The sequence below is a fragment of the Cumulibacter manganitolerans genome, assembly GCF_009602465.1.
GTDB lineage: Bacteria > Actinomycetota > Actinomycetes > Mycobacteriales > Antricoccaceae > Cumulibacter > Cumulibacter manganitolerans.
Genome location: NZ_WBKP01000011.1, coordinates 46446 through 69570 on the forward strand (window position 1 = coordinate 46446; position 23125 = coordinate 69570).

The following is a 23125-nucleotide window of genomic DNA, read 5'->3' on the forward strand; positions in this document are numbered from 1 at the left end:
GCTCGGCGCAGCACAGAGCACACCGAACGGCGCGTGGCGCCGATCACGGCCGCGGAATGCACTAGCCTGCGGAGGCCATCGACGGCCTCAGCGGGCGGATGGCTTCGAGCGAGCGGAGAGGGCGGGCGAGGCAGTGATCGTCGAGTCGTACGGGCCGGCGATGTCGCGCCGGCTGCTGTGGTTGCTGGTGCACCTCCTCGCCGGCCTGGGGTGGGCCTTCCTCGTCGTGATGGTGCTGGGCTCCGCGCTGTACGGCGAGGGCGGCGACTGGGACCCCTACCTGCTGACGCCGGTCTTCGCCGGCATCGTGCTGGCCGCCGTGGTCCTCGGCCAGGTCTGGCTGGGGTCCAAGCGCGTCGAGCTCGGGCCGGGCGGCCTGCGGATCCGGGACGTCACGGTGCCCGGACCCGCCCTGCCTGGCTGCCGGCTCGAGGGCGGCCCGCGGCGGGTGCTGCTCGTCAGCGAGGGACGGCCCACGGTTGTTGTCGCCGGCCCGGCGTACTTCAGCGTCGCGCAGCGCGCCGCCCTGGCCGAGGGCCTTCGCCGCCGAGGCTGCCGGGTGCCGATGGCGCCGTGGATGCCGGACCGGCGCGCGCTCGTGCCGGGCGCCCCGGTGGTGGTGCGGGCCTCGTGGGCGGTCGCCGTCCCGTGGGGGATCGCGTTCGCCGCCCTGGCGTTCATGTCCCTCGTCGTACGCCGGACCCGCTCCGGCGAACCGATCAGCCTCACCGAGGGACTCTGGACCACGGGGGTCGCTGCGGCGCTCCTCGCGATCGTCCTGCCGCTGACGATCCTGCGCAGCCAGGTGCGGCTGGAGGGGGACACCCTCACGCGCCAGGGACCGCTGCGCCGCTGGGAGGTGCCGGTCGCGCAGATCGCCGAGGCGGGCATGCTGCTGCCGCCGCGGCGGCGACGCTCGAACGGCGAGGGCCGCGCCCTCGTGGTCCGGTACGCCGCGGGGAACGAGCTCACGGTCCGCTCCCGCCTGTTCAGCGAGACCGCCCTCGACGGCCTCGCCGCCCAGCTGCGCACCCGCGGACCGGCGATCCGACCGATCACCCAGACCTGGCGGCCGTCCGGCAGAGCCGCCGTGCTGCCGCGACCCCGGTGGTACGAGCGGCGCTGGCTGGGCCACACGGTGCTGTGGATCGGCGTGGCCGTCCTGCTCGTCGTGGTGCTCGCCGGGATGCCCGAGTAGCGCGCGCCGTCGGCCGGCCGCACAGGACGTTGGCCACAGTCCCGTCGGCAGCGCGGCGAGCGCGACTATCCTTGTAGGGTTGCCCGTCGCCTCCGCCGTGGCGACCGCCAATCCCCGAGGAGCCAGATGAGCAGCAAGATGTCCGTGCGCGACGACCTCCGCAACGTCGCGATCGTGGCCCACGTCGACCACGGCAAGACGACGCTGGTCGACGCGATGCTGCAGCAGGCCGGTGCCCTCGGCGAACGGCACGAGGGACAGGCCGAGAGCGCGACCCGCGTCATGGACTCGATGGACCTCGAGCGCGAGAAGGGCATCACCATTCTCGCCAAGAACACCGCCGTCCACATCGTCCGCGACGGCAAGCCGTTCACCATCAACATCGTCGACACCCCGGGCCACGCGGACTTCGGCGGCGAGGTCGAGCGCGGCCTGTCGATGGTCGACGGCGTCCTGCTGCTGGTCGACGCCTCCGAGGGACCCCTGCCGCAGACCCGCTTCGTGCTGCGCAAGGCCCTGCAGGCCGGGCTGCCCGTCGTCCTGGTGATCAACAAGGTCGACCGCTCGGACGCGCGGATCGAGGAGGTCGTCGACGAGGCGTACGGCCTGTTCATGGATCTGTACGACGACCTCGGCATGGCCGACCACGGCGACCTGGACTTCCCGATCGTCTACGCCCAGGCGAAGGCCGGGAAGGCGTCGCTGAACCGTCCGGAGAACGGGCACAGCCCCGACAACGACGACCTCGGGCCGCTCATCGACGTCCTCATGAGCACCATCCCCGCCCCGCGGTACGACGAGGACATGCCCCTGCAGGCGCACGTGACCAACCTCGACGCATCGCCCTACCTGGGTCGCCTCGCGCTGTGCCGCATCCACAACGGCACCCTCCGCTCCGGGCAGCAGGTCATGTGGTGCAAGCCGGACGGCACCCAGCAGCGGGCGAAGGTCGCCGAGCTGCTGCTGACCGAGGGCCTGGACCGCAAGCCCGCCGAGGAGGCGGGCCCCGGCGACCTGATCGCGATCGCCGGCATCAGCGACATCATGATCGGCGACACGCTCGCCGACATCGACGACCCGCGCCCGCTGGAGGGCATCGCGGTCGACGAGCCGTCGATCTCGATGACCATCGGTGTCAACACCTCTCCGCTGGCCGGCAAGAGCGGCTCGAAGCTGACCGCCCGGCTGGTCAAGAACCGGCTGGACACCGAGCTCATCGGCAACGTGTCGATTCGCGTGCTGCCCACCGAGCGTCCCGACGCGTGGGAGGTCCAGGGCCGTGGTGAGCTCGCGCTCGCCGTCCTGGTCGAGACCCTGCGCCGCGAGGGCTTCGAGCTCACCGTGGGCCGTCCCGAGGTCGTCACCCGCGAGATCGACGGCAAGATCCACGAGCCGTTCGAGCACGTCACGATCGACACCCCCGAGGAGTTCATCGGCGCGCTGACCCAGCTGCTCAGCGTGCGCAAGGGCCGCATGGAGACGCTGGCGAACCACGGCACCGGCTGGGCGCGCATGGAGTGGATCGTCCCCTCGCGCGGCCTGATCGGCATCCGTACCGACTTCCTCACCGAGACGCGCGGTACGGCGGTCATGAACGCCATCTCGCACGGGTACGGCGAGTGGGTCGGTGAGATCCGCGGCCGTCAGAACGGCTCGATGGTCGCCGACCGCACCGGTGTCGCCACCGCGTACGCCATGTTCGCGCTGCAGGAGCGCGGCACCATGCTGGTGGAGCCGGGCGCGCCGGTCTACGAGGGCATGGTCATCGGAGAGAACTCGCGGCAGGACGAGATGGACGTCAACATCTGCCGGGAGAAGAAGCTGACCAACGTGCGCCAGTCGACCGGCGAGGAGCTGCAGAAGCTCGTGCCGCCGCGGGTGCTGTCCCTGGAGCAGGCGCTGGAGTTCTGTTCCTTCGACGAGTGCGTCGAGGTCACGCCGGACGCCGTCCGCGTCCGCAAGGTGGTCCTCAACTCTTCCGAGCGCAAGCGCGAGACCGCGCGCCGCGCGACAGGGCGCCAGTAGCAGACCGACAGGGAGGCCACCGTGCCCGATGAGAGGCGGCTGCTCGCCGTCCACGCCCACCCGGACGACGAGACGACGAGCAACGGCTGGACCTTCCCGAGGTACGCCGACGAGGGCGTGCGCATCACGCTGGTGACGAGCAACCTCGGCGAGGAGGGCGAGATCCTGGTGCCCGAGCTCGCCGGGCTCGGGGCGCAGGAGGCCGACCAGCTCGGCGGCTACCGCCTGTGGGAGCTGCGCGCCGCATGCGCCGCGCTCGGCGTGCGCACCCACCACTTCCTCGGCGGACCAGGGCGCTACCGCGACAGCGGGATGATGGGGGAGCCCAGCAACGAGCATCCCCGCAGCTTCTGGCGGGCGGACGTCGACGAGGCCGCGCGCCACCTCGTGGAGGTGATCCGCGCCGACCGGCCCCAGGTGCTGCTGACCTACAACGAGATCGGCGGCTACGGGCACCCGGATCACATCCAGGCGCACCGCGTCGCGATGCGCGGCGCCGAGCTGGCCGCCGACCCGGCGTACGCCGCCGAGCTCGGTGAGCCGTGGGACATCGCGAAGATCTACTGGAGCGCGATGCCGCGCTCCGGCTTCGCGAAGGCGATCGCCCGGCTGCGGGACTCGGGGGAGGATGCCTTCGCCGACCTCGACATCGAGAACGCGACGTTCCTCGTCGACGACGCCCTCGTCACCACCGCGATCCAGGGGACCGGGTACGCCGACCAGCGCACGCTGGCCCTGCGGGCACACGCCACCCAGGTGAGTCCCGAGCACCCGTTCTTCCGGGTCTTCGACCAGATCGGTGCCGAGGCGCAGCGCGACCACTACCAGCTGGTCAAGGGCGCGCTCGGCGCGCGCGATCCCGCCACCGGCCTGGAGAGCGATCTGTTCGCCGGGCTGTAGCGCACCCGCGCGGCCACCCGGCCCGGACGGCGGCGCGGTGCCGGCCCCGCCGTGGCCTACGCTGGCGTGCGTGGACCAGAAGACCGCCGACGCAGTGACCGTCACCGACCGGCGACGCGCTGTCGAGAAGCCGGCCGGCGCTGAGACGGCGACGCGCGTCGGCAATGTCGTGGTCTGGACCCTGGTCGCACTCCTCGTCGCGGTGATCGGGATGCTGCTGATCCCGCTCACGACGCCCGGCGGCGTCCGCATCCCCGTCGCGCCGGCCATCGCGCTCGCCGCCAACATCGTCCTTCCCAGGCTGATGTATCACGGGGCCGGCTGGGGGTGGGCCACCTTCCTGCCCGCACTGGCATGGCTCGTCGTGGTGCTGGCCGGTGCGAGCGTCTCCTCCGACGGTGACCTGCTGATTCCGGGCAACAGCTACTCGAGCGTGGTCGGCCTCATCCACCTGGCCGCCGGCGCGATGGGAGCCGTCATGGGGGTGGCCGTCGCGCGGATGTCGCCGCGCCGGCGACGTCGCGCCAGGTACGATGTCATCACTAAGTAGTGCGTAGCAGTCCGTTCGCGGAGTAGCATCCGACAGAGGTCATGGCCCGAAGTCCGTAATGGGGGGACGTCTGGTGGCTGCCACGCAATCCACAGTTGTCGAGTATCCCGACGCCGAGCAAGCGGCGCACGAGGCTCTCGCTGCTGTGCGTTCGCTCAACGATCGGCGTTCGATGGGAACGCGCGCCGACCGTCGAGTCCTGGAAGGCCGCGCCACCCTCGACCGCCTGCTCGACGAGCAGCCGCCCGTCGACCTTCGGGTCCGCCAGGTCACCGACCTCGCCGAGCTCGGACGTGAGCTGTCGGGGCTGAGCCTGCGCACTCGACGCGAGGTGCTCAGCCTGCACGCCGGCGCCATGCCGACCGAGCCCATGCTGCAGCACGCGGCGCGGGCCGACCAGGAGCTGCTCGATCGCGGCGTGCACGTGCGAGTGCTGTACCCCAGCAGCTTCGCCCAGGTCGGCTTCATCCGCGACTTCGTCGACCAGCAGACGGCGGCCGGCGCCATGTACCGGTTCGCCGACGCGATCCCGTACCGCATGATCATCTCCGACGGCCTGCGCGCCGTCGTCCCGCACGTTGCGACCTCCGAGCGCAGCGGGGCGATCCTGACGAGCGAGGCGGTGCTGGTGCGCGCGCTGCGTCACCTGGCCATCAGCATGCTGCGCCGAGGCTCCGACCTCGAGCAGCTGCGCCAGGCCGGCGGCCGCACCGCTCCCACCGAGATGGAGCTCAAGGTCATCCGGGCGCTGAGCCTGGGGCTGACCGACGAGGCCGCCGCCAAGCGGCTCGCGGTCAGCGAACGCACGTTCCGACGCCACGTGGCCTCGGTCATGGAGCGCCTGGACGCAGTGAGCCGCTTCCAAGCGGGAGTTCGCGCCGTCGAGCGCGGATGGATGTAAGCCCCACCACATCGGCACCACAATGTCAAGCCTGGATCCGGACGGTGGCCGGAACCGGTCACCTAACCGTGAAACCCTCGCGCCAGAGCGATTCATGACATGGAATGTTCTTGACGCCGTTCCCCCAACGGGCGTCATGGGAAACGCCCCTACTCCCCCGTGCGGGGCGCTCCCGAGCAGACCTGGGAAGGATCGAAGATGAGACGAGTCGTAGCGATCTTGTGCACCGCCGCCGCCCTCGCGCTTGGCACTGTTGCCACCGTCGAGGCCGCCGCGGCACCCCAGCAGGAGGCACCCCAGGCCTGCGCGTTCTGCTGGCCCACCAACCGGTAGGCCAGCACAACGACCGAGCAGCCGGCTCGGAGGCGCATTACCTGCAATGTGCTTCCGAGCCGGCTGTTTCGTTGTTCTCAGCTCCGCCCGACGCTCCGTGAGCCACTCACGGAGCGTCGCCGTGTGGTGACTAGACTCGTCCTACAGCACCGCATCGAGGCCGTGGCCTCATCGTTCGTGGAGAGGAACATCCCGTGACCTACGTGATCGCGCTTCCGTGTGTCGACGTCCTGGACAAGGCGTGCGTCGAAGAGTGCCCCGTCGACTGCATCTACGAGGGGGAGCGGATGCTCTATATCCACCCCGACGAGTGCGTGGACTGCGGTGCGTGCGAGCCGGTCTGCCCGGTCGAGGCGATCTACTACGAGGACGACGTCCCCGAGGAGTGGAAGCAGTACTACGACGTGAACGTCGAGTTCTTCAATGAGCTTGGCTCTCCCGGCGGTGCCTCCAAGATCGGCAAGCAGAACTTCGATCACCCGATCGTGGCGGCGCTGCCCCCGCAGGCCGAGTAGTCGGCCGAGGATGCGCGAGATCACCCTCCCCGAATTCCCCTGGGACACGCTCGCGCCGTACGGCGACAAGGCCCGGGCTCACCCTGACGGAATCGTCGACCTCTCCATCGGGACGCCCGTCGATCCGACACCGCAGGTCGTGCAGGACGCGGTGCGGGCCGCGGCGGACTCGCCCGGCTACCCGCCCACGATCGGCATCCCCGGCCTGCGGGAGACCGTCGCCGAGGCGGCCGAGCGGCTGTACGGCATCACCGGTCTCACCCCCGCCCACATCCTGCCGGTGATCGGGACCAAGGAGCTGATCGGCACGCTGCCGACGCTGCTGGGCATCGGGACCGGCGACACCGTGATGATTCCCGACCTGGCCTACCCGACCTACGCGGTCGCCGCGGCGTTCGCCGGCGCACAGACGCTCACCGCCGACGGCTACACCCGCATCGGCCCGCAGCGGCTGGCGCTCACCTGGATCAACTCGCCGTCCAACCCGACCGGCCGGGTCCTCGGCCCGGCGCACCTGCAGAAGATGGTGGACGAGTCACGGCGCCGCGGCGTGCTGCTCGCCAGCGACGAGTGCTACATCGACCTGTCCTGGGAGGGAGACGCGCCGCTGTCGGTGCTGCACCCCGACGTACGCGGCGGGTCGTTCGACGGACTCCTTGCCGTCCACTCGCTGTCCAAGCGCTCCAACTTCGCCGGCCTGCGCGGCGGCTTCGTGGCCGGTGACCCGCAGGTGATCGCCCGGCTGACCGAGGTTCGCAAGCATCTGGGATTCCTGGTGCCGCGGCCGGTCCAGATGGCGATGATCGCCGGGTACCGCGACGACGTCCACGTGCGCGACCAGCGCGAGATCTACCGCCGTCGCCGCGAGCTGCTCAAGGCGGCGCTCGTCGAGAGCGGCTTCCGAATCGACCACAGCGAGGCGGGGCTGTATCTGTGGGCGACCCGCGACGAGCCGTGCTGGCAGACCGTCGACTTCCTGGCCGAGAAGGGCATCCTGGTCGCGCCGGGCGCGTTCTACGGCGCCGCAGGCGCCACGCACGTGCGGATCGCGCTGACCGCCACCGACGCCGGCATCGAGCAGGCCGCTGCCCGGCTGCTCGCCTGACGGGGAATAGCCGACATTGATTGACGGTTCAACCACTATGTCGTCAACGTGTGGAGGAACCCTATGACCATCGCGATCACCGGCGCCACCGGCGCCCTCGGCTCGCTCGTGCTCGAGTCGCTGCTGCGCACCGAGCGCCCCGCCGATCTCGTCGCCGTCGTCCGTGACCCGGCCAAGGCGTCCGGGCTCGCCGAGCGCGGCGTCGCCGTCCGGACCGCCACCTACGACGACCCGGAGGCGCTGCGCGCCGCGCTGGCCGGCGTCGAGACCCTGCTGCTGATCTCCGGCAGCGAGGTCGGCCGGCGCGTTCGGCAGCACGCCAACGTGATCGAGGCGGCCACGCAGGCCGGCGTCCGGCGGATCGTCTACACCAGCGCCCCCAAGGCGACCGACACCCCGCTGGTGCTCGCCCCGGAGCACAAGGCGACCGAGGAGCTGCTGGCCGCCTCCGGCCTCGCCGTGACCATCCTGCGCAACAACTGGTACAACGAGAACTACCTGCCCCAGGTCGACGCGGTGCGGCACACCGGCATCCTGCTCGGCGCGGCCGGTGACGGGCGGGTCGCCAGTGCCGCGCGCCGCGACTTCGCCGAGGCGGCGGCCGCGGTGCTCACCGGCGACGGCCACGAGGGCCGCATCTACGAGCTCACCGGCGACACCGCGTGGACCTACGACGATCTCGCCGGGGCGTTGTCCGAGGTCGTCGGGCGGGACGTCGTGTACAAGCCGGTGAGCGCCGCCGAGCTCGTCACCGCGCTGCTGGACGCCGGGCTCGACGAGGGCAGTGCCCGGTTCGTCGCGGCCCTCGACGAGAACATCGCCGACGGTGCCCTCGGCGACGTCGACCCGACGCTCGGCCGCCTGATCGGCCGCCCGACCACTCCGCTCGTGGAGACCCTTCGCGGCTAGCGACACGTCGCCGCAGGTTCGCTAAGGTGCACTCTTAGCAAGCCTAACGACGCAAGGAGCTCCCGCATGGCGAAGACAGAGACCGGAACGGACGACCTGCTCGCGGAGGTCGCGGACGGGGTCGGCACCCTCACCTTCAACCGTCCCGAAGCACGCAACGCGATGAGCGGCGACATGATGAGCGGCCTCGCCGACGTGCTGGCGGACTGGGCGGACGACGACGAGATCGGCGCGGTGGTCATCACCGGTGCCGGCGGCGCGTTCTGCGCCGGCGGCGACGTCAAGGGCTTCAACGAGCGCGGGGGAGAGGGCGGCGCCGGCGGCGCGGTCGATCCGCGCCGCGTCGATGCCCAGCGCGAGAACCAGAAGGCCACCGTCGGGCGGATCTACAGCTACCCCAAGCCGGTGATCGGCGCGATCCCCGGCGCGGCCGCCGGGGCGGGCCTCGGCTTCGCGCTGGCCACCGACGTTCGCGTCGGGACGCCGAAGTCGGTCATGGCGACCGCGTTCGGCGGTGTCGGGCTGTCCGGCGACTACGGGGTCACCTGGCTGCTGAACCAGCTGGTCGGCCCGGCGAAGGCCCGACAGCTGATGTTCTTCAACGACCGGGTGCGCGGCGACGAGCTCCTCGAGCTCGGGCTGCTGAACTGGATCGTTCCGGAGGACGAGCTGCAGACCAAGGCGTTCGAGCTGGCCAAGACCCTCGCCGACGGTCCGCGCGGCTGCTTCTCGCGGATGAAGGCGAACCTGGCCGAGGTGCCCGTCGCCACGCTGGAGGAGGCCATGGACGCCGAGGTGCAGCGCCACCTCGAGTGCGGCGTCACCGCGGACCACCGCGAGGCCGTCGCCGCGTTCGTCGAGAAGCGCAAGCCGGTCTTCCGCCGCTGATCGCCCATCTGCGGGGCAGCCAGGGACGCTGCGGGCTCGATAGCGTCGCCGGCTGCCCCGCAGAACGGGTCAGTTGGCGTGCAGCGCCTCGTTGAGGACGACGCCCTCGCCCTTGTGCGGGCGGGCCTCGATCGCGCCGGTCACGCTGTTGCGCAGGTACAGGATGCCGCTCTCGCCGGAGAGCTCCGCGCCCTTCTTGGTCGAGCCGTCGGGCAGGGTCACCTTCGTGCCGGCGGTGACGTAGCACCCGGCCTCCACGACGCAGTCATCGCCGAGCGAGATCCCCACGCCGCCGTTCGCGCCGATCAGGCACCGCTCACCGATGGTGATGGTCTCCTTGCCGCCGCCGGACAGCGTGCCCATGATCGACGCGCCGCCGCCGACATCCGAGTCGTTGCCGACGACGACACCGGCACTGATCCGGCCCTCGACCATGGCGTTGCCCAGCGTGCCGGCGTTGAAGTTCACGAATCCCTCATGCATCACCGTCGTGCCCTCGGCGAGGTGCGCGCCGAGTCGTACCCGGTCGGCGTCTGCGATCCGCACGCCGCTGGGGATCAGGTAGTCGACCATGCGCGGGAACTTGTCCACGCCGTACACCGTCACCGCGCCGCGCGAGCGGAGGCGGGCACGCACGGCCGCGAAGCCGTCGACGGCGCACGGTCCGTGGTTGGTCCACACGACGTTCGTGAGCTTGCCGAAGATGCCCTCCATGCTGGCCTCGTTCGGCTTGATCACCCGCGCCGAGAGCAGGTGCAGGCGCAGGTAGGCGTCGTAGGCGTCGGCCGGCGCGTCGGCGAGAGAGGCGATCCGGGTCTGCACGACGACCTGGCGCACCTGGCGCTCGGCGTCCTCGCCGGCGAGGCCCACGAGGTCGGCGTGCTCCGCGGGGACGTCGGACGGCTCGGGACGGCTCGTGCCGCCGTCCCCGGCCTCGGCGAGCGCCGGCGCGGGGAACCAGACGTCGAGCACCGAGCCGTCATCGGCGATGGTGGCCAGCCCGTAGGCGGCGGCTGCTGACGGTAGAAGCGGCACGGATACTCCAGGGTTCGACGACGAGAAACGTCCTCAACCCTACCTAGCGAGCCGCGTGTCGGTCGCGGCCGCCGCCTTGGCCTGCTCGCCCTCCGGCGTCTCGGGGTAGATGCTGCGCGTCTCCGAGCGGGTGTATCGGCGCGGCAGCCAGTCCCGCGGGTACACCTTCGGCAGCACCTTGGCGATGGCGAGCGCCACGTACATCACCGTGTTGATGGCGACGAACGCGGCGAGCACCGAGAACCACCCGGTCTGCAGCGTCGACTCCGGCAGCAGGATGCCGTCGGCGGCCAGGAGCTGTGCTGTGGTCATGCCGTCTCTCCGTCCGCGACCTGGAGGGTGCCGTCCCCGCTGGTGACGACGTGCCGCCACCGTGCTTCACGGCCCACGACGATGTCGATGACACCCTTGACGAACACGATGTTCAGGAACGTGGCGTACAGCAGCTCGGGGAAGAGCGTCACCGCGAGCAGCCGGGCCGGCCAGCCGCCGCGCCATACCGACACCACGCGCTCCACGATGAACAGCAGACCGATGCCCAGCCAGAACGGGAACCACACCCACTGGCCCAGGGAGAGCGCCATGATCACCAGGACGGCGAAGTAGGTGACCAGCGCGACCACGCCGTACCCGATGCCGAGCTGCTGCGACCAGTAGCGCGCGGTCTGGGCGGTGACGCCGTACGCGCCGAGGTTCTCCAGCGCTCCGCGCTGCCAGCGCAGGCGTTGCGCCCACAGCGCGCGCCACGTGGGCATGACCTCGGTGACGACGGTGCACTCGTTCGGCGAGATCATCAGCGCGCCGAGCGACTTCAGGGCGATGGTGAGCTCGTTGTCCTCCGTCAGCGCGGCAGTGTCGTACACGTCGCCGCGGCGGCCGGGGATCAGCGAGCCGCGGCTGTCGGCGACGACCTTCATCGCCCGCGACCGGAACACCGAGGCGGTGCCGGTCAGCACGAAGACGCGCCCGCGCCGGCGGCGGATCTCCCGGGCGTACCGGGTGTACTCGTTGCGCTGGAACTGCCCCATGATCCCGTGCCGCTTCTCGCCGTAGAACAGGCCGCCGACCGCCATGAGGGCGCGGTCGTTGGTGAACCGGGCGCGCGCCGCGCGCAGGTAGCCCTGGTCGAGCACCGTGTCGGCGTCCATCACCATGACGGTGTCGTTCTCGCCGAGCGTCGGCAGCAGCACCGCGAGCGCCTGGTTCAGGGCGCCGCCCTTCTTGTGCGTGTTGTCCACCGAGCGGAATACCTCGGCGCCGGCGTTGGCGGCGAGCACCTCGGTGTCGTCGGTGCAGTTGTCCGCCACGACGATGATCCGCTCGGGAGGCTCGTGCTGCGCCTGCAGCGACGCCAGCGTCGCCTCGATCTTGTCGGCCTCGTTGTGTGCCGGGATGAGCACCGTCACGGTCACCGGCCCGTGGAACACGCCGCGGGTGGCCGCCATGACCGGGCGCGGCGACAGCGGCAGGCTTTCCGGGTCGTCGGCGCGGCGATACCGGTTGCTGATGAACAGCTCGATCGCCGCGATCGCTGCCGCCAGCAGCAGGGCGCCGCCCACCGCGACCAGGATCGCCTGCACCGACGGTGCGGCCGTGTCGTACATGACCGAGAAGATCCCGAACAGAATGCCCTCCTGGGGCGCGACCCGGTGCGCGGGGCCGAGGAGGGCCAGCGCGGCCCAGATGACGACGGCCGCCGCGAGGGCGATGCCCAGCACGACGAGGCCGATGCCTCGGGTGAGGCCGGAGGGCTGCTTGGCGGGTCGCCGTGACGACATGGCTGCCTTTCTGGAGCTGCGCGGTAGCGGTGCGGAGCGGGGTGGAGCGGGCGGATCGGGTGCTTCAGTGCTTCAGGGCGCCGTCGAGGTGACGGGCGATGAACTCGTCGATCGGTACCGGCTCGCCGATCAGGTAGCCCTGGGCGACGTCTACGCCGAGCTCGCGCACCAGCCGTAGGGCCTCCTTCGAGGACACCCACTCGGCGACGGTCCGTTTTCCCAGGTCACGGGCTACGGTAACCATCGAGCGGATGATAGCGCGGTCCTTCGCCGATTGCGGAGCGTTCTTCACGAAATCGCCGTCGATCTTCACCCACTCGAACGCCATGTGCTTCAGATAGCGGAACGAGCCGTACCCGGAGCCGAAGTCGTCGAGGGCGAACTCGATGTTCATCGCCGCGGCCCGCTCGGCGAACTCCCGCGCCTGGGTGATGTCCTGGATGGCCGCCGTCTCGGTCATCTCGACGACGAGCTCGCCGGGCTGGACGCCGCCGATGTCGGCGATGGCCTCGGCGATGGCCTGCTCTACGAGGGCGTTTCCGATCGACGACCCGGAGACGTTGAAGCCGAGGGTGAAGCCCGGGTTGTACTCGCGGATCACCGGCAGCAGCGCGATCGCGTGCCGGGCGACCCAGGCGTCCAGCTCGGTGATCAGCCCGGTCCGTTCGGCGATGTAGATGAAGCGCCCCGGCGGCACCAGCTCGTGGTCGTCGGCCAGTCGCACGAGCACCTCCGCGCCCTTGATGCGATCCGACTGCAGGTCCAGCAGCGGCTGCAGGTGCAGCTCGAACAGGCCCTCGTCGATAGCCCGCTGCAGCCGGGGCTTCCAGGCCATCCGGGCGCCCGTCAGGGGCTGGTCGGGATCGATCTCGGACAGCATCGCGTATCCGTTGCGGCCGGCGTCCTTGGCGTCGTACATCAGCATGTCGGCCAGATCGGCGGGGTCGGATCCACGGGTCGCGGCGCCGGCGAACGTCGTCACGCCGACGCTCGCCGTCACGCGGGGGGAGGCGCCGTCGATGGCGGCGATCGCGTCGGGCACCAGCTTGACCACCGCCGCCGCCTTCGCCTCCGCGGTCTGCGCGTCGGCGTCGGGCAGCAGCACGGCGAACTCGTCGCCGCCGAGCCGTGCGACGAGGTCGGTGCGCCGGAAGGACCGTCGGAGGATGGCCGCGATCGACGCGAGCAACTGGTCGCCGACCGCGTGCCCGAGCCGGTCGTTGACCTCCTTGAAGTGGTCGACGTCCAGCACCAGGAGGGCGCCGTGCGGGCCGAACTGCTCGCAGCGGTCCAGGTGCAGCTGCAGGGCGTGGTCGAACTGCCGCCGGTTGGCCAGCCCGGTCAACGCGTCGTGCTCAGCCATGTGCGCCAGCTGCGCCTCGAAGCGGCGCTGGTCGGAGATGTCGATGACGTGCATGAGCACGGTCGGGACGCCGTCGTACTCGAACACCGCGCGGCTGCTGATGGAGACCGGCAGGGTCCCGCCGTCCGGCGCGTCGAGCGCCCAGTCGTCGGTCTGCTGCTCACCGCGCAGGTCGACGACCCGCGTGAGGTGCCGCCGCAGGTCGTCGCCGAACCGGCTGAGCTGGTCGAGGCGCAGCCCGGCCAGCCGCTCCGGCGAGCGGCGCACCATCACGCCGAACCGGTCGTTGGCGCGCAGGATCGTGCCGTCCGGCCGGAGGGTCAGCAGGCCGTGCGGGGCGTCGGTGAACAGCTGCTCGGCGCGGTCGCGGGCGACGCGCACGTCCCTGAAGTGCGCGCGGCGTTCGTACGCCGCGGTGGCCAGCAGCATCGGCAGGCTGGTGGCCAGCAGCATGTAGGCCTGCAGGACCAGCGCCCGTTGCGCCGGGTCGGCCACCGCGCCGATGGCGCCGCCGGCGCCCAGCAGGGTGAGCACGAGGGTGCTCAACGCGACGAGGTGGCCCCACAGCGCGGCCCATGGCACCGGCATGCGGAAGCCCACCCACGCCAGGACGGCCAGCATGAGGTAGGACAGCGGCAACGCCTGGCCCGGCCCGAACACCACCCAGAGCGTCCCGGCCGTGAGCGTGGCCAGCACCACCACCTCGACCGGCCGCGGCCGCGTCACGACACGGTGCCAGCGCCGCAGTGCCAGCGCCGGTCCGGTGACCACGACGATGGCGGTGGAGTACCGCACCAGCCACGCGAGCATCTCCATCCAGGTGATCGGCGTGCCGCGGACGGCGACGGCGAGCATCCCGACCAGGCCGCTCGCGACGGCCGCCGCCGCGGCGGAGGCCAGCAGCCGCGTCACGTCGCCGACGGTCTGCATCCGCGCGGATGCGACGGAGCCGTCGTCGCCGATGTTCGAGCCGAGCAGCGAGCCGCTGCGGGTCAGCCGTGCGTTGACGGCCCGCGCGGCGAGCGGCCCGACGGTGTGGGCGATGGCGAACAGCATCCCTGCGGCCCACCCGTGGCCGGTGGCGACGGCGCCGACCAGTGACAGGACGCCGGCCAGCAGCGCGCCGTAGATCGTCTCGGAGCGGTTGCGGGCGGTCAGCGCCCAGTAGGTGGACACGCCCGCGGCGGGCCAGTAGACGGCCAGGCCGGTCGACCCCAGCTGCTCGAGGCGCCCGATCAGGTACATCGTCAGGTACAGCGCCGCATACCCCAGCCATCGGCCAGCCATCCGCCCTCATTTCCCTGCTCAGCCCGCAGAATCATACCGTCGCGGACGCCGCCCGCGGGTGGCGATAGACTCGGCCGGTGACCGAACGAGCACCGAAGCTGGATCTGCGCCAGGACGCCGTATCGCTGACCGCATCCCTCGTCGACATCGAGTCGGTGTCCGGCAACGAGGGGCCCCTCGCCGATGCCATCGAGGCGGCGCTGCGCGAGCTGGGGTACCTCGAGGTGCTGCGCTGCGGTGACGCGGTGCTCGCCCGCACCGAGACCGGCAAGGACCGCCGGGTCGTGCTCGCGGGGCACATCGACACCGTGCCGGTCGCGGACAACCTGCCCAGCGAGGTGCGCGGCGAGCGGATCTACGGCTGCGGTACGTCGGACATGAAGTCCGGCGACGCCGTGATGCTGCGGCTCGCGGCCACCCTGCGGGACGCGGCGTACGACGTCACCTACATCTTCTACGACAACGAAGAGGTCGCCGCCGACAAGAACGGCCTCGGCCGGGTGGCGCGGGAGTACCGCCACTGGCTGTACGGCGACCTGGCCGTCGTCCTCGAGCCGACCGACGGCATCCTCGAAGCGGGGTGCCAGGGCACGCTACGCGCCCGCGTGCGCACGAGCGGGCAGCGGGCACACAGCGCTCGTTCCTGGCTGGGGGACAACGCCATCCACAAGATGGGCTCGTTGCTGACGCGCCTGCAGGACTACCAGCCGGAGACCCACGTCATCGACGGCTTGGAGTATCGGGAGGGGCTGAACGCGGTCCGCATCGACGGCGGCGTCGCCGGCAACGTCATTCCCGACGAATGCACCGTGCACGTGAACTTCCGGTACGCGCCGGACCGGTCGGCCGCCGACGCCGAGGAGCTCGTGCGCGGCTTCTTCGAGGGGCACGACGTCGAGATCACCGACAACTCGCCGGCCGCGCTGCCGGCGCTCGGCGATCCGCTGATGCAGGACTTCGTCGCGCACGTCGACCGCCCGATCGTCGCGAAGTACGGCTGGACGGACGTCTCGAGGTTCAGCGCGTTCAAGATCCCCGCGATCAACTATGGGCCCGGCGAGCCCAACCTCGCGCACAAGCCGGAGGAGTCCGCCCGGACGACGCTGATCGAGGAGGCTGAGCGGACCCTGGCGGCGTTCCTCACCACGCCGTACGGCGACGCGGGCTAGTAGCCCTTGCCGTTCGGGTTCCAGGTGATGTGCACGTCACCGTCCTTGTTGTCGTAGTGCATCTCCAGCGGGCTCTGGGTCTGCGGAATCTTGAACAACAGGTCGCCGAAGGCGTAGTTGCGGGTCGCGTCCGGTCGGTTCCCGATCGGGGTCTTGCCCGCCAGCCAGTCTGTGGTGCCCCCCTCGCCGGTGGGCTCCAGGGGCTCGGGATGGTAGGTCTGGCCGTCGACGATCATCGTGAACTCGTCGCGCAGGATGATGTCGGAGCCGCCCTCGCCGTTGAAGTAGACGTTGACGCGGTAGCCGCCCTCCTGGGCGTCGTACGCCGGCTCCTCGGTCGACAGCACGATCCAGCCGGGGTACTTGTTCACGTAGCCGACGATCACGCCGTACTTGAACGGCGACGACGCGTCGCTCAGCCCGAACCCGTCGGGCTCCTGCGAGGGCAGGATCTCGCGGCCGTTGGCGTCCGTGGGCGCCGCCGAGGACGACTCGGCGGACCCGCTCTCGCTCGCGCCGGAGGACTCGGGGTGCGATGCGTCCGCGCTGGCGCTCGCGGCGACGGAGCTGCGCGTCGAGCCCTCCTCGGCGGTCGCGTCGCTGCATCCTGCCGTGAGCGCGATCGTGGCGGCGGCCAGGACGGCGGCGATGGAACGGGTCTTCATCTGCTGTGTCTCCTCGAGGATGGCGCTGAGAAATGCGGTCGTCGGCCCGCCGTGGAGGTGGGCCGCGCAGTCGGACGTCGCGTTGGGCGGGACGGCTCCCCGCGATCAGGAATCGCGACGTAGCGCACGTCCGGCGCGCAGATCGCCGGCGATCCGGGTGGCTCGCCGGCCGACCAGCTCGGCCGCCCTCAGGTCGATGTCGGTCGGCGGCAGCTCGCCGTTGCGTGACACGGAGGCGGCGCCGTACGGATTGCCCGCCTCGATCTGGCTCGGCTCGGTGTAGCCGGGCGGCACGATGATCCCACCCAGGTGGCACACCATCGTATAGATCGACATCAATGTCGTCTCCTGGCCGCCGTGCGCGGTGGCGCTGGAGGTGAACGCGGCGAACACCTTCTCGGCGAACGCGTTGGCGCCCCAGAGCTCGCCCCAGGTGTCGATGAAGGCCTGCAGCTGCGACGAGACGTGCCCGAAGCGTGTCGGGGTGCCGAGCAGGATCACATCGGCGGCGCCGACGTCGTCGAGGGTGGCGACGGGGATGCGCTCGGTCGCGTCGCGGTGCCGGGCCCACAGCGGGTTGCGCTCGATGACCTCCCGCGGCACCGTCTCGGCGACGCGCACCGTCCGGACGCTGCCGCCCGCGGCACGCGCGCCGTCCGCGACGGACTGCGCGAGCGCGTGCACGCTGCCGGTCGCGGAGTAGTAGATGACCGCGACCTTGAGCGGATCGTCGCGGCGCCGAGTCGTCGGCGCCGAGCCGAGCACGGTCGTACGCCGCAGGTCTTCATCGCGCATTAACCAGCTCCATAGGTGATGTTCGAAGTAACGCCGCGCGGCGCCCTGCGGGTGCTCAGTACCGTGAGCCTATGACATCCCTGGATCCAGACCGCCGCCCCGACCAGCGCGTCACCGAGCGCCACCGCGGCCCGGTGACGCTGCGGCGCACCCAGGTCACCGGCAGCACGACCGACCAGCGGCTGCTCGACCAGCGTGGCCCTAGCGACTGGGTGCACACCGACCCGTGGCGGGTGCTGCGCATCCAGTCCGAGTTCGTCGAGGGCTTCGGACTGCTGTCCGAGCTGCCGTCGTGCGTGTCCGTCTTCGGCTCCGCGCGCGCCGTGCCCGACGAGCCCGACTATCGGCGCGCCGTGGACATCGGACGGCTGCTCGTGCAGGCCGGGTACGGCGTGATCACCGGCGGCGGCCCCGGGATCATGGAGGCCGCCAACAAGGGCGCCCAGGAGGGCGGCGGCCTCTCGGTCGGCCTCGGCATCGAGCTGCCGTTCGAGCAGGGCCTCAACCCGTGGGTCGACCTCGGGGTCAACTTCCGATACTTCTTCGTCCGCAAGACGATGTTCGTCAAGTACTCGCAGGCCTTCGTGATCCTCCCCGGCGGCTTCGGCACCATGGACGAGCTGTTCGAGGCGCTGACCCTCGTGCAGACGAACAAGATCACCCGGTTCCCGGTCGTCCTCGTCGGCGTCGACTACTGGAGCGGCCTGATCTCCTGGATCCGCGACACGATGGTCCGCGAGCGACGCGTCGACGCCGGCGACCTGGACCTGCTGCACCTGACCGACGACCCGGAGGAGGTCGTGCGGATCATCCGGGCGCACCGCGACCGGCAGGCTGAGCAGCCCTCGGGCCGGTCCACCGCGGACGAGGGCTAGACGAGGGCGCGCAGCGTCCGCTTCGGCGGCAGGTCGCCGCGGATCACCGCCAGCATGTCCAGCGCCTGCCGGGTCTCGCGCACGTTGTGCGCGCGGAACACCTGCGCGCCGCGCAGCGCCGAGTAGACCGTCGCGGCCAGCGTGCCGGGCAGCCGCTCGAGCCGGTCGACGCCGAGCGACTCGCCGATGAAGTCCTTGTTCGACAGCGCCACCAGCACCGGCCAGCCCGTCGCGGCCAGCTCGTCGAGACGGCGCGTGACCTCCAGCGAGTGGTAGGTGTTCTTCGCGAAGTCGTGGCAGGGGTCGATCAGGATGCCGTCGCGCCGCACCCCGGCGGCGACGGCGCGCTCGGCCAGCCCGGTGACGGTGGCGACGACGTCCGCGACGACGTCGTCGTACGCGACGCGGTGCGGGTCGGTGCGTGGCGCGAGGCCGCCCACGTGGGAGCACACCAGCCCCGCGCCGCTGCGGGCTGTGACGGTGAGGACGTCAGGATCGGCACCGCCCCACGAGTCGTTGACGAGGTCGCAGCCCAGCCCGGTGACCACCTCGGCGACCTCTGCTCGGTAGGTGTCCACGCTGATCACGACGTCCGGGAAGGCCGCGCGCAGCGCCTCCACCACCGGCGCGACCCGGTCGATCTCCTCCGCCGCGCTCACCTCGGTGCCCGGGCCGGCCTTCACCCCGCCGATGTCCACGATGTCGGCGCCCTCGTCGACGACGCGGCGGGCCCGGTCGATCGCCGCGCGCAGCTCGAAGGTCTCGCCGCGGTCGTAGAACGAGTCGGGGGTGCGGTTGACGATGGCCATCACCAGCAGCGCGTGGTCGTCGTAGTCGTGCCGGCCCAGTCGAAAGCCCATGCTGCTCCTCGCGTCGCGTCCCATGAAAGTATCGGTAGCCGTGCTGACCTTCGTGCTGGTGGTTCTCGGGATCGTGGCGGTCGCCGTCGCGCTCTACTTCGCGGCCACCCTGATCTTCGGCCCCGGCGAGCCGCCGCAGCCGGCCGGCGAGCCGCTCGCGTCCCCGCTGCCCGCGGGCCGGGACCTGCGCGCCGAGGACCTGCGCGCCGCCACCTTCCCGGTCACCGTCCGCGGCTACCGGATGGCCGACGTCGACGCTCTGCTCGAGCGGCTCGCCGCGCAGCTCGCGGCGCGCGACGACGCCGTCGCGCAGGACGACGCGGCCGCGGACGAGGAGCCCCCGCGACAGCCCTGAGCGCGCAAAATGCCGACCCCGTAGCGACCCCGATGGGCCGGTGAGGATAATCGATGTAACTCAGGTCTCACTCGCGGGAGACGTGACCACTAAACCCGAGCCACACAGGCTCTACGACGGCAGATGGTCGGCCACACCGACCGCCTGTGAAGGAGGAGAACATGGCGGCGATGAAGCCTCGCACCGGTGAGGGACCGCTCGAGGTCACGAAGGAAGGTCGCGGAATCGTCATGCGCGTACCCCTCGAGGGCGGTGGCCGGCTTGTCGTCGAGATGACCCCCGACGAGGCGCAGGCCCTCTCGGAGGCGCTGAAGGGCATCGTCGACTAGCTGTCGGCACAGCGAAGAAGGGGCGGGTGGCCGGTGGCCGCCCGCCCCTTCGCGCGCTCGATCAGCGGCGCGAGGCGCGGACGACGGCCTCGTAGAGCGTGTTCACCTGCTCGGCGATGCGGTCCCAGCCGAAGTCACCGACGGCGCGCTGCCGTCCGGCCCGGCCGAACTCGTCGCACAGCTGCTCGTCGTTGATCAGCTGGCCGACCGCCCGGGCCAGGCCTGCCTCGAACTCCTCGGGCCGCTTCTCGTCGTAGTGCACCAGCAGGCCCGTCTCTCCGTTGAGCACGACCTCCGGGATGCCGCCGACGTCCGAGGCCACCACCGCCGTCTCGCAGGCCATCGCCTCGAGGTTGACGATGCCGAGTGGTTCGTACACCGAGGGACAGACGAAGACCCGCGCGTGGGTGAGCACCTGGACGACCTGCTCCCGCGGCAGCATCTCGCTGACCAGGAACACGCCCTCCCGCTGCGCCTCGAGCTCGGCCAGCAGCCGGTCGGTCTCCTCCTTGAGCTCGGGAGTGTCCGCGGCTCCCGCGAGCAGCACGACCTGGACGCCGGGCTCGAGGAGCTTCGCGGCGTTGAGCAGGTGCGGGACGCCCTTCTGGCGGGTGATCCGGCCGACGAACGTCACGTACGGCTTGGTGAGGTCGACGCCGATCCGCTCCAGGACGTCGGTGCCGGGGTCGGGACGGTAGAGCTCGGTGTCGATCCCGTTGTAGATGGTGTGCACCTTGTCCGGGTCGACGTCCGGGTAGGCCTCGAGGATGTCGCGGCGCATCCCGTTGCTGACCGCGACGATGGCGTCGGCGGCCTCGTACGCCGTCTTCTCGACCCAGGACGACAGCCGGTAGCCACCGCCGAGCTGCTCGGCCTTCCAGGGCCGCAGCGGCTCGAGGGAGTGCGCCGAGATCACGTGCGGTACGCCGTACAGCAGCTTGCCGAGGTGCCCGGCCAGGTTGGCGTACCAGGTGTGCGAGTGCAGCAGCTCCCGGTCCGCGAGGGCCGCGGTCATCGCGACGTCGGCGGCGAGCACCTTCAGCGCCGAGTTGGCGTCGGGCGCTCCCGGGACCGCCTCGGGGAAGGTCTCGGCGCCCGGCCGCTCGTCGCCGGTGCAGTAGACCTGCACGTCGGTGAGCTTGCTCAGCTCGCGGACCAGGAAGTCGACGTGGACGCCCGCTCCGCCGTACACGAACGGGGGGTACTCACGCGTCAGGATGCCAATTCGCATGTCCCAGACCCTAACGCCCGGTCACGGTGTTTTCCGAGAGGTCATGCACGGCTCCGGCCCGCACGTTAGGGTCGTGACGTGGTGGCCCAACCGAAAGTCCTTGGAATCGTGCTCGCCGGCGGCGAGGGCAAGCGTCTGATGCCCTTGACGGCCGACCGGGCGAAACCGGCGGTGCCGTTCGGCGGCTCGTACCGGCTGGTCGACTTCGTGCTGTCGAACCTCGTCAATGCCGGGTATCACCGGCTGTGCGTGCTGACCCAGTACAAGTCGCACTCGCTGGACCGGCACATCACCCAGACCTGGCGGATGTCGACGCTGACCGGCAACTACGTCACCCCGGTCCCGGCGCAGCAGCGTCGCGGGCCGCGGTGGTTCACCGGCAGCGCGGACGCGATCTACCAGTCGATGAACCTGATCCGCGACGAGAAGCCCGACATCGTGGTGGTGTTCGGCGCCGACCACGTCTACCGGATGGACCCGGCGCAGATGGTGGCCCAGCACATCGAGTCCGGCGCGTCGGTCACCGTCGCCGGTATCCGCGTGCCCCGCATGGAGGCGACCGCGTTCGGCGTCATCGACACCGACGAGACCGGCACCCGGATCACCCAGTTCCTGGAGAAGCCGGCCGACCCGCCGGGACTGCCCGACGACCCCGACGCGACGTTCGCGTCGATGGGCAACTACGTCTTCACCGCAGACGCTCTCGTCGACGCCCTGGAGCGGGACGCCGCCGACGAGGCGAGCCTGCACGACATGGGCGGCAACATCATCCCGATGATGACCGCCGACGGTACGGCCTATGTGTACGACTTCGCCGACAACGTGATCCCGGGGGCGACCGACCGCGACCGCGGCTACTGGCGCGACGTCGGGACGCTCGACTCGTACTACGACGCGCACATGGACCTGGTGTCCGTGCACCCGATCTTCAACCTCTACAACTACGAATGGCCGATCCTGACGTCGGCGACCCAGCGGCCGCCGGCGAAGTTCATCCTGGGCGGCCTGGCGACCGAGTCCATGGTCGCCGCCGGCGCCATCATCACCGGCGCGACCGTGCGGCAGTCGATCGTCGGCATGGACTGCCGGATCGAGGACGGCGCGCACGTCGACGGGTCGGTGCTGCTCGACGGCGTGCACATCGGCAAGGGCTCGGTGGTGCGGCGGGCGATCCTCGACAAGAACGTCGTGGTGCGCGACGGCGTGAACCTCGGCATCGACCTCGAGCGCGACCGCGAGAAGTACCACGTGACCGCCAACGGCATCGTGGTCGTGGGCAAGGACGTCGTGGTCGAGTAGCCCGCGCCGTCCGCCGCGGCGGGGGAGCGGAGCGCTACTCCGGGCGGTGGACGGCGGCCAGCAGGCCCTCACCGAGCGGCAGCACCGCGGGGGTGAGGAAGTCGTGCTCGCGGACCAGCTTGCCCAGGTCGCGCAGCGCGACCGACTCGCCGTCCCGCGCGGACGGGTCGGCGACCCGGTCCTTGTGCAGCGCGTCGTCGAACACCACGATGCCGCCGTAGCGCAGTAGCCGCAGCGCCTCGTCCAGCAGCTCGGCGTAGTCGGCCGGATCGGCGTCGATGAACACCAGGTCGTACGCGCCGTCGGTGAGCCGCGGCAGCACGTTGCGGGCGGCGCCGGTGATGACCCGCGCCCGGGAGGAGGCGATGCCGGCCTCGGTGAAGGCCCGCTTCGCGGCCCGCTGATGCTCGATCTCGGTGTCGACCGTGGTCAGCACGCCTTCGGGATGCATGCCCTCCAGCAGCCACAGCCCGGACACCCCGGTGCCGGTCCCGACCTCGACGACCGCGCGGGCGTCGATCGCCGCCGCGAGCAGCCGCAACGCCGCGCCGGCGCCGGTCGACACCGGCTCGACGCCGAGCTCGTCGGCCCGCTGGCGGGCGGAGGCGGTGACGGGGTGCTCGGTCACGAAGGACTCGGCGTAGGTGCGGCTCGCGGCGTTGGTCATGTCCCTCAGCCTAGCGAGCGGCCATGGGCAGCCCGGGCAACGACGCGAGTGGGGTTGCCATCCTATGAGGTTGCTGTGCATCCGATGCTTTGA

At 71.0% G+C, this 23125-nt stretch carries 24 protein-coding genes; 15 read left to right on the forward strand and 9 right to left on the reverse strand.

Annotated features, from left to right (window positions below; genetic code table 11):
* The first annotated feature begins 133 nt into the window (after positions 1-133).
* The 10 genes from F8A92_RS06255 to F8A92_RS06295 all read left to right on the forward strand — a co-directional run bounded on the left by F8A92_RS06255 (position 134) and on the right by F8A92_RS06295 (position 9324).
* Positions 134-1198, forward strand: coding sequence for a hypothetical protein (locus F8A92_RS06255; protein WP_153504300.1), 1065 nt, complete (start codon positions 134-136; stop codon positions 1196-1198).
* Between the two features lie 126 nt (positions 1199-1324).
* A complete protein-coding gene (gene typA, locus F8A92_RS06260) occupies positions 1325-3223 on the forward strand; it encodes a translational GTPase TypA (protein ID WP_267130034.1) in 1899 nt (632 codons plus the stop codon).
* A 21-nt stretch (positions 3224-3244) separates the two neighbouring features.
* Positions 3245-4123 (forward strand): N-acetyl-1-D-myo-inositol-2-amino-2-deoxy-alpha-D-glucopyranoside deacetylase, encoded by an 879-nt coding sequence (mshB, locus tag F8A92_RS06265; protein WP_153504301.1) that lies wholly within the window; start codon positions 3245-3247, stop codon positions 4121-4123.
* 70 nt (positions 4124-4193) lie between these two features.
* On the forward strand, positions 4194-4673 hold the full coding sequence (locus tag F8A92_RS06270) for a hypothetical protein (RefSeq protein WP_153504302.1): 480 nt from the start codon (positions 4194-4196) through the stop codon (positions 4671-4673).
* A 172-nt stretch (positions 4674-4845) separates the two neighbouring features.
* On the forward strand, positions 4846-5574 hold the full coding sequence (locus F8A92_RS06275; RefSeq protein ID WP_194291382.1) for a helix-turn-helix transcriptional regulator: 729 nt from the start codon (positions 4846-4848) through the stop codon (positions 5572-5574).
* A 198-nt stretch (positions 5575-5772) separates the two neighbouring features.
* Positions 5773-5907 (forward strand): hypothetical protein, encoded by a 135-nt coding sequence (locus F8A92_RS19195; RefSeq protein WP_267130035.1) that lies wholly within the window; start codon positions 5773-5775, stop codon positions 5905-5907.
* A 194-nt stretch (positions 5908-6101) separates the two neighbouring features.
* Positions 6102-6422: a ferredoxin gene (fdxA, locus tag F8A92_RS06280; RefSeq protein WP_153504304.1), complete on the forward strand. Its 321-nt coding sequence runs from the start codon at positions 6102-6104 to the stop codon at positions 6420-6422.
* A 10-nt stretch (positions 6423-6432) separates the two neighbouring features.
* Complete coding sequence (dapC, locus tag F8A92_RS06285; RefSeq protein WP_153504305.1) at positions 6433-7527, forward strand: succinyldiaminopimelate transaminase; 1095 nt, start codon at positions 6433-6435, stop codon at positions 7525-7527.
* Between the two features lie 63 nt (positions 7528-7590).
* Entirely contained in the window at positions 7591-8436 is an 846-nt protein-coding gene (locus F8A92_RS06290; RefSeq protein WP_153504306.1) for an SDR family oxidoreductase, read from the forward strand.
* Between the two features lie 66 nt (positions 8437-8502).
* Positions 8503-9324, forward strand: coding sequence for an enoyl-CoA hydratase-related protein (locus F8A92_RS06295; protein ID WP_153504307.1), 822 nt, complete (start codon positions 8503-8505; stop codon positions 9322-9324).
* Positions 9325-9393: 69 nt separating this feature from the next.
* Here the strand turns inward: F8A92_RS06295 and dapD are convergent, their stop codons facing one another.
* The 4 genes from dapD to F8A92_RS06315 form a co-directional block, all read right to left on the reverse strand.
* The gene (dapD, locus tag F8A92_RS06300) at positions 9394-10359 is read right to left on the reverse strand and encodes a 2,3,4,5-tetrahydropyridine-2,6-dicarboxylate N-succinyltransferase (protein ID WP_153504308.1); all 966 of its coding nucleotides are present in this window, start codon (positions 10357-10359) and stop codon (positions 9394-9396) included.
* 39 nt (positions 10360-10398) lie between these two features.
* Positions 10399-10671, reverse strand: coding sequence for a hypothetical protein (locus F8A92_RS06305; protein WP_153504309.1), 273 nt, complete (start codon positions 10669-10671; stop codon positions 10399-10401).
* Positions 10668-12137: a glycosyltransferase family 2 protein gene (locus tag F8A92_RS06310; protein WP_153504310.1), complete on the reverse strand. Its 1470-nt coding sequence runs from the start codon at positions 12135-12137 to the stop codon at positions 10668-10670. The genes F8A92_RS06305 and F8A92_RS06310 overlap by 4 nt, the downstream gene beginning before the upstream one ends.
* 64 nt (positions 12138-12201) lie before the next feature.
* A complete protein-coding gene (locus F8A92_RS06315; protein WP_153504311.1) occupies positions 12202-14787 on the reverse strand; it encodes a bifunctional diguanylate cyclase/phosphodiesterase in 2586 nt (861 codons plus the stop codon).
* A gap of 77 nt (positions 14788-14864) precedes the next feature.
* Between F8A92_RS06315 and dapE the strand changes: the two genes are divergently transcribed.
* Entirely contained in the window at positions 14865-15956 is a 1092-nt protein-coding gene (gene dapE, locus F8A92_RS06320; protein WP_153504312.1) for a succinyl-diaminopimelate desuccinylase, read from the forward strand.
* On the opposite strand, the gene F8A92_RS06325 is transcribed toward dapE, so the two are convergent.
* Both F8A92_RS06325 and wrbA read right to left on the reverse strand, forming a co-directional pair.
* Positions 15953-16621, reverse strand: coding sequence for a hypothetical protein (locus F8A92_RS06325; protein ID WP_153504313.1), 669 nt, complete (start codon positions 16619-16621; stop codon positions 15953-15955). The genes dapE and F8A92_RS06325 overlap by 4 nt on opposite strands.
* A 105-nt stretch (positions 16622-16726) precedes the next feature.
* Positions 16727-17416 (reverse strand): NAD(P)H:quinone oxidoreductase, encoded by a 690-nt coding sequence (wrbA, locus tag F8A92_RS06330; protein WP_153504314.1) that lies wholly within the window; start codon positions 17414-17416, stop codon positions 16727-16729.
* A 71-nt stretch (positions 17417-17487) separates the two neighbouring features.
* On the opposite strand from wrbA, the gene F8A92_RS06335 reads away from it, so the two are divergent.
* A complete protein-coding gene (locus F8A92_RS06335) occupies positions 17488-18291 on the forward strand; it encodes an LOG family protein (protein ID WP_153504315.1) in 804 nt (267 codons plus the stop codon).
* Here the strand turns inward: F8A92_RS06335 and folP are convergent.
* Entirely contained in the window at positions 18288-19151 is an 864-nt protein-coding gene (gene folP, locus F8A92_RS06340; RefSeq protein WP_153504316.1) for a dihydropteroate synthase, read from the reverse strand. The genes F8A92_RS06335 and folP overlap by 4 nt on opposite strands.
* A 22-nt stretch (positions 19152-19173) precedes the next feature.
* Between folP and F8A92_RS06345 the strand changes: the two genes are divergently transcribed.
* Complete coding sequence (locus F8A92_RS06345; RefSeq protein WP_194291383.1) at positions 19174-19506, forward strand: DivIVA domain-containing protein; 333 nt, start codon at positions 19174-19176, stop codon at positions 19504-19506.
* A gap of 161 nt (positions 19507-19667) precedes the next feature.
* A complete protein-coding gene (locus tag F8A92_RS06350; protein WP_153504318.1) occupies positions 19668-19835 on the forward strand; it encodes a DUF3117 domain-containing protein in 168 nt (55 codons plus the stop codon).
* Between the two features lie 61 nt (positions 19836-19896).
* Here F8A92_RS06350 and glgA read toward each other — a convergent pair whose 3' ends face one another.
* Entirely contained in the window at positions 19897-21066 is a 1170-nt protein-coding gene (gene glgA / locus F8A92_RS06355; protein WP_153504319.1) for a glycogen synthase, read from the reverse strand.
* An 81-nt stretch (positions 21067-21147) separates the two neighbouring features.
* Between glgA and glgC the strand changes: the two genes are divergently transcribed.
* Positions 21148-22365, forward strand: coding sequence for a glucose-1-phosphate adenylyltransferase (glgC, locus tag F8A92_RS06360; protein ID WP_267130036.1), 1218 nt, complete (start codon positions 21148-21150; stop codon positions 22363-22365).
* Between the two features lie 34 nt (positions 22366-22399).
* Here the strand turns inward: glgC and F8A92_RS06365 are convergent, their stop codons facing one another.
* Entirely contained in the window at positions 22400-23032 is a 633-nt protein-coding gene (locus F8A92_RS06365) for an O-methyltransferase (protein ID WP_153504321.1), read from the reverse strand.
* Between the last annotated feature and the right edge of the window lie 93 nt (positions 23033-23125).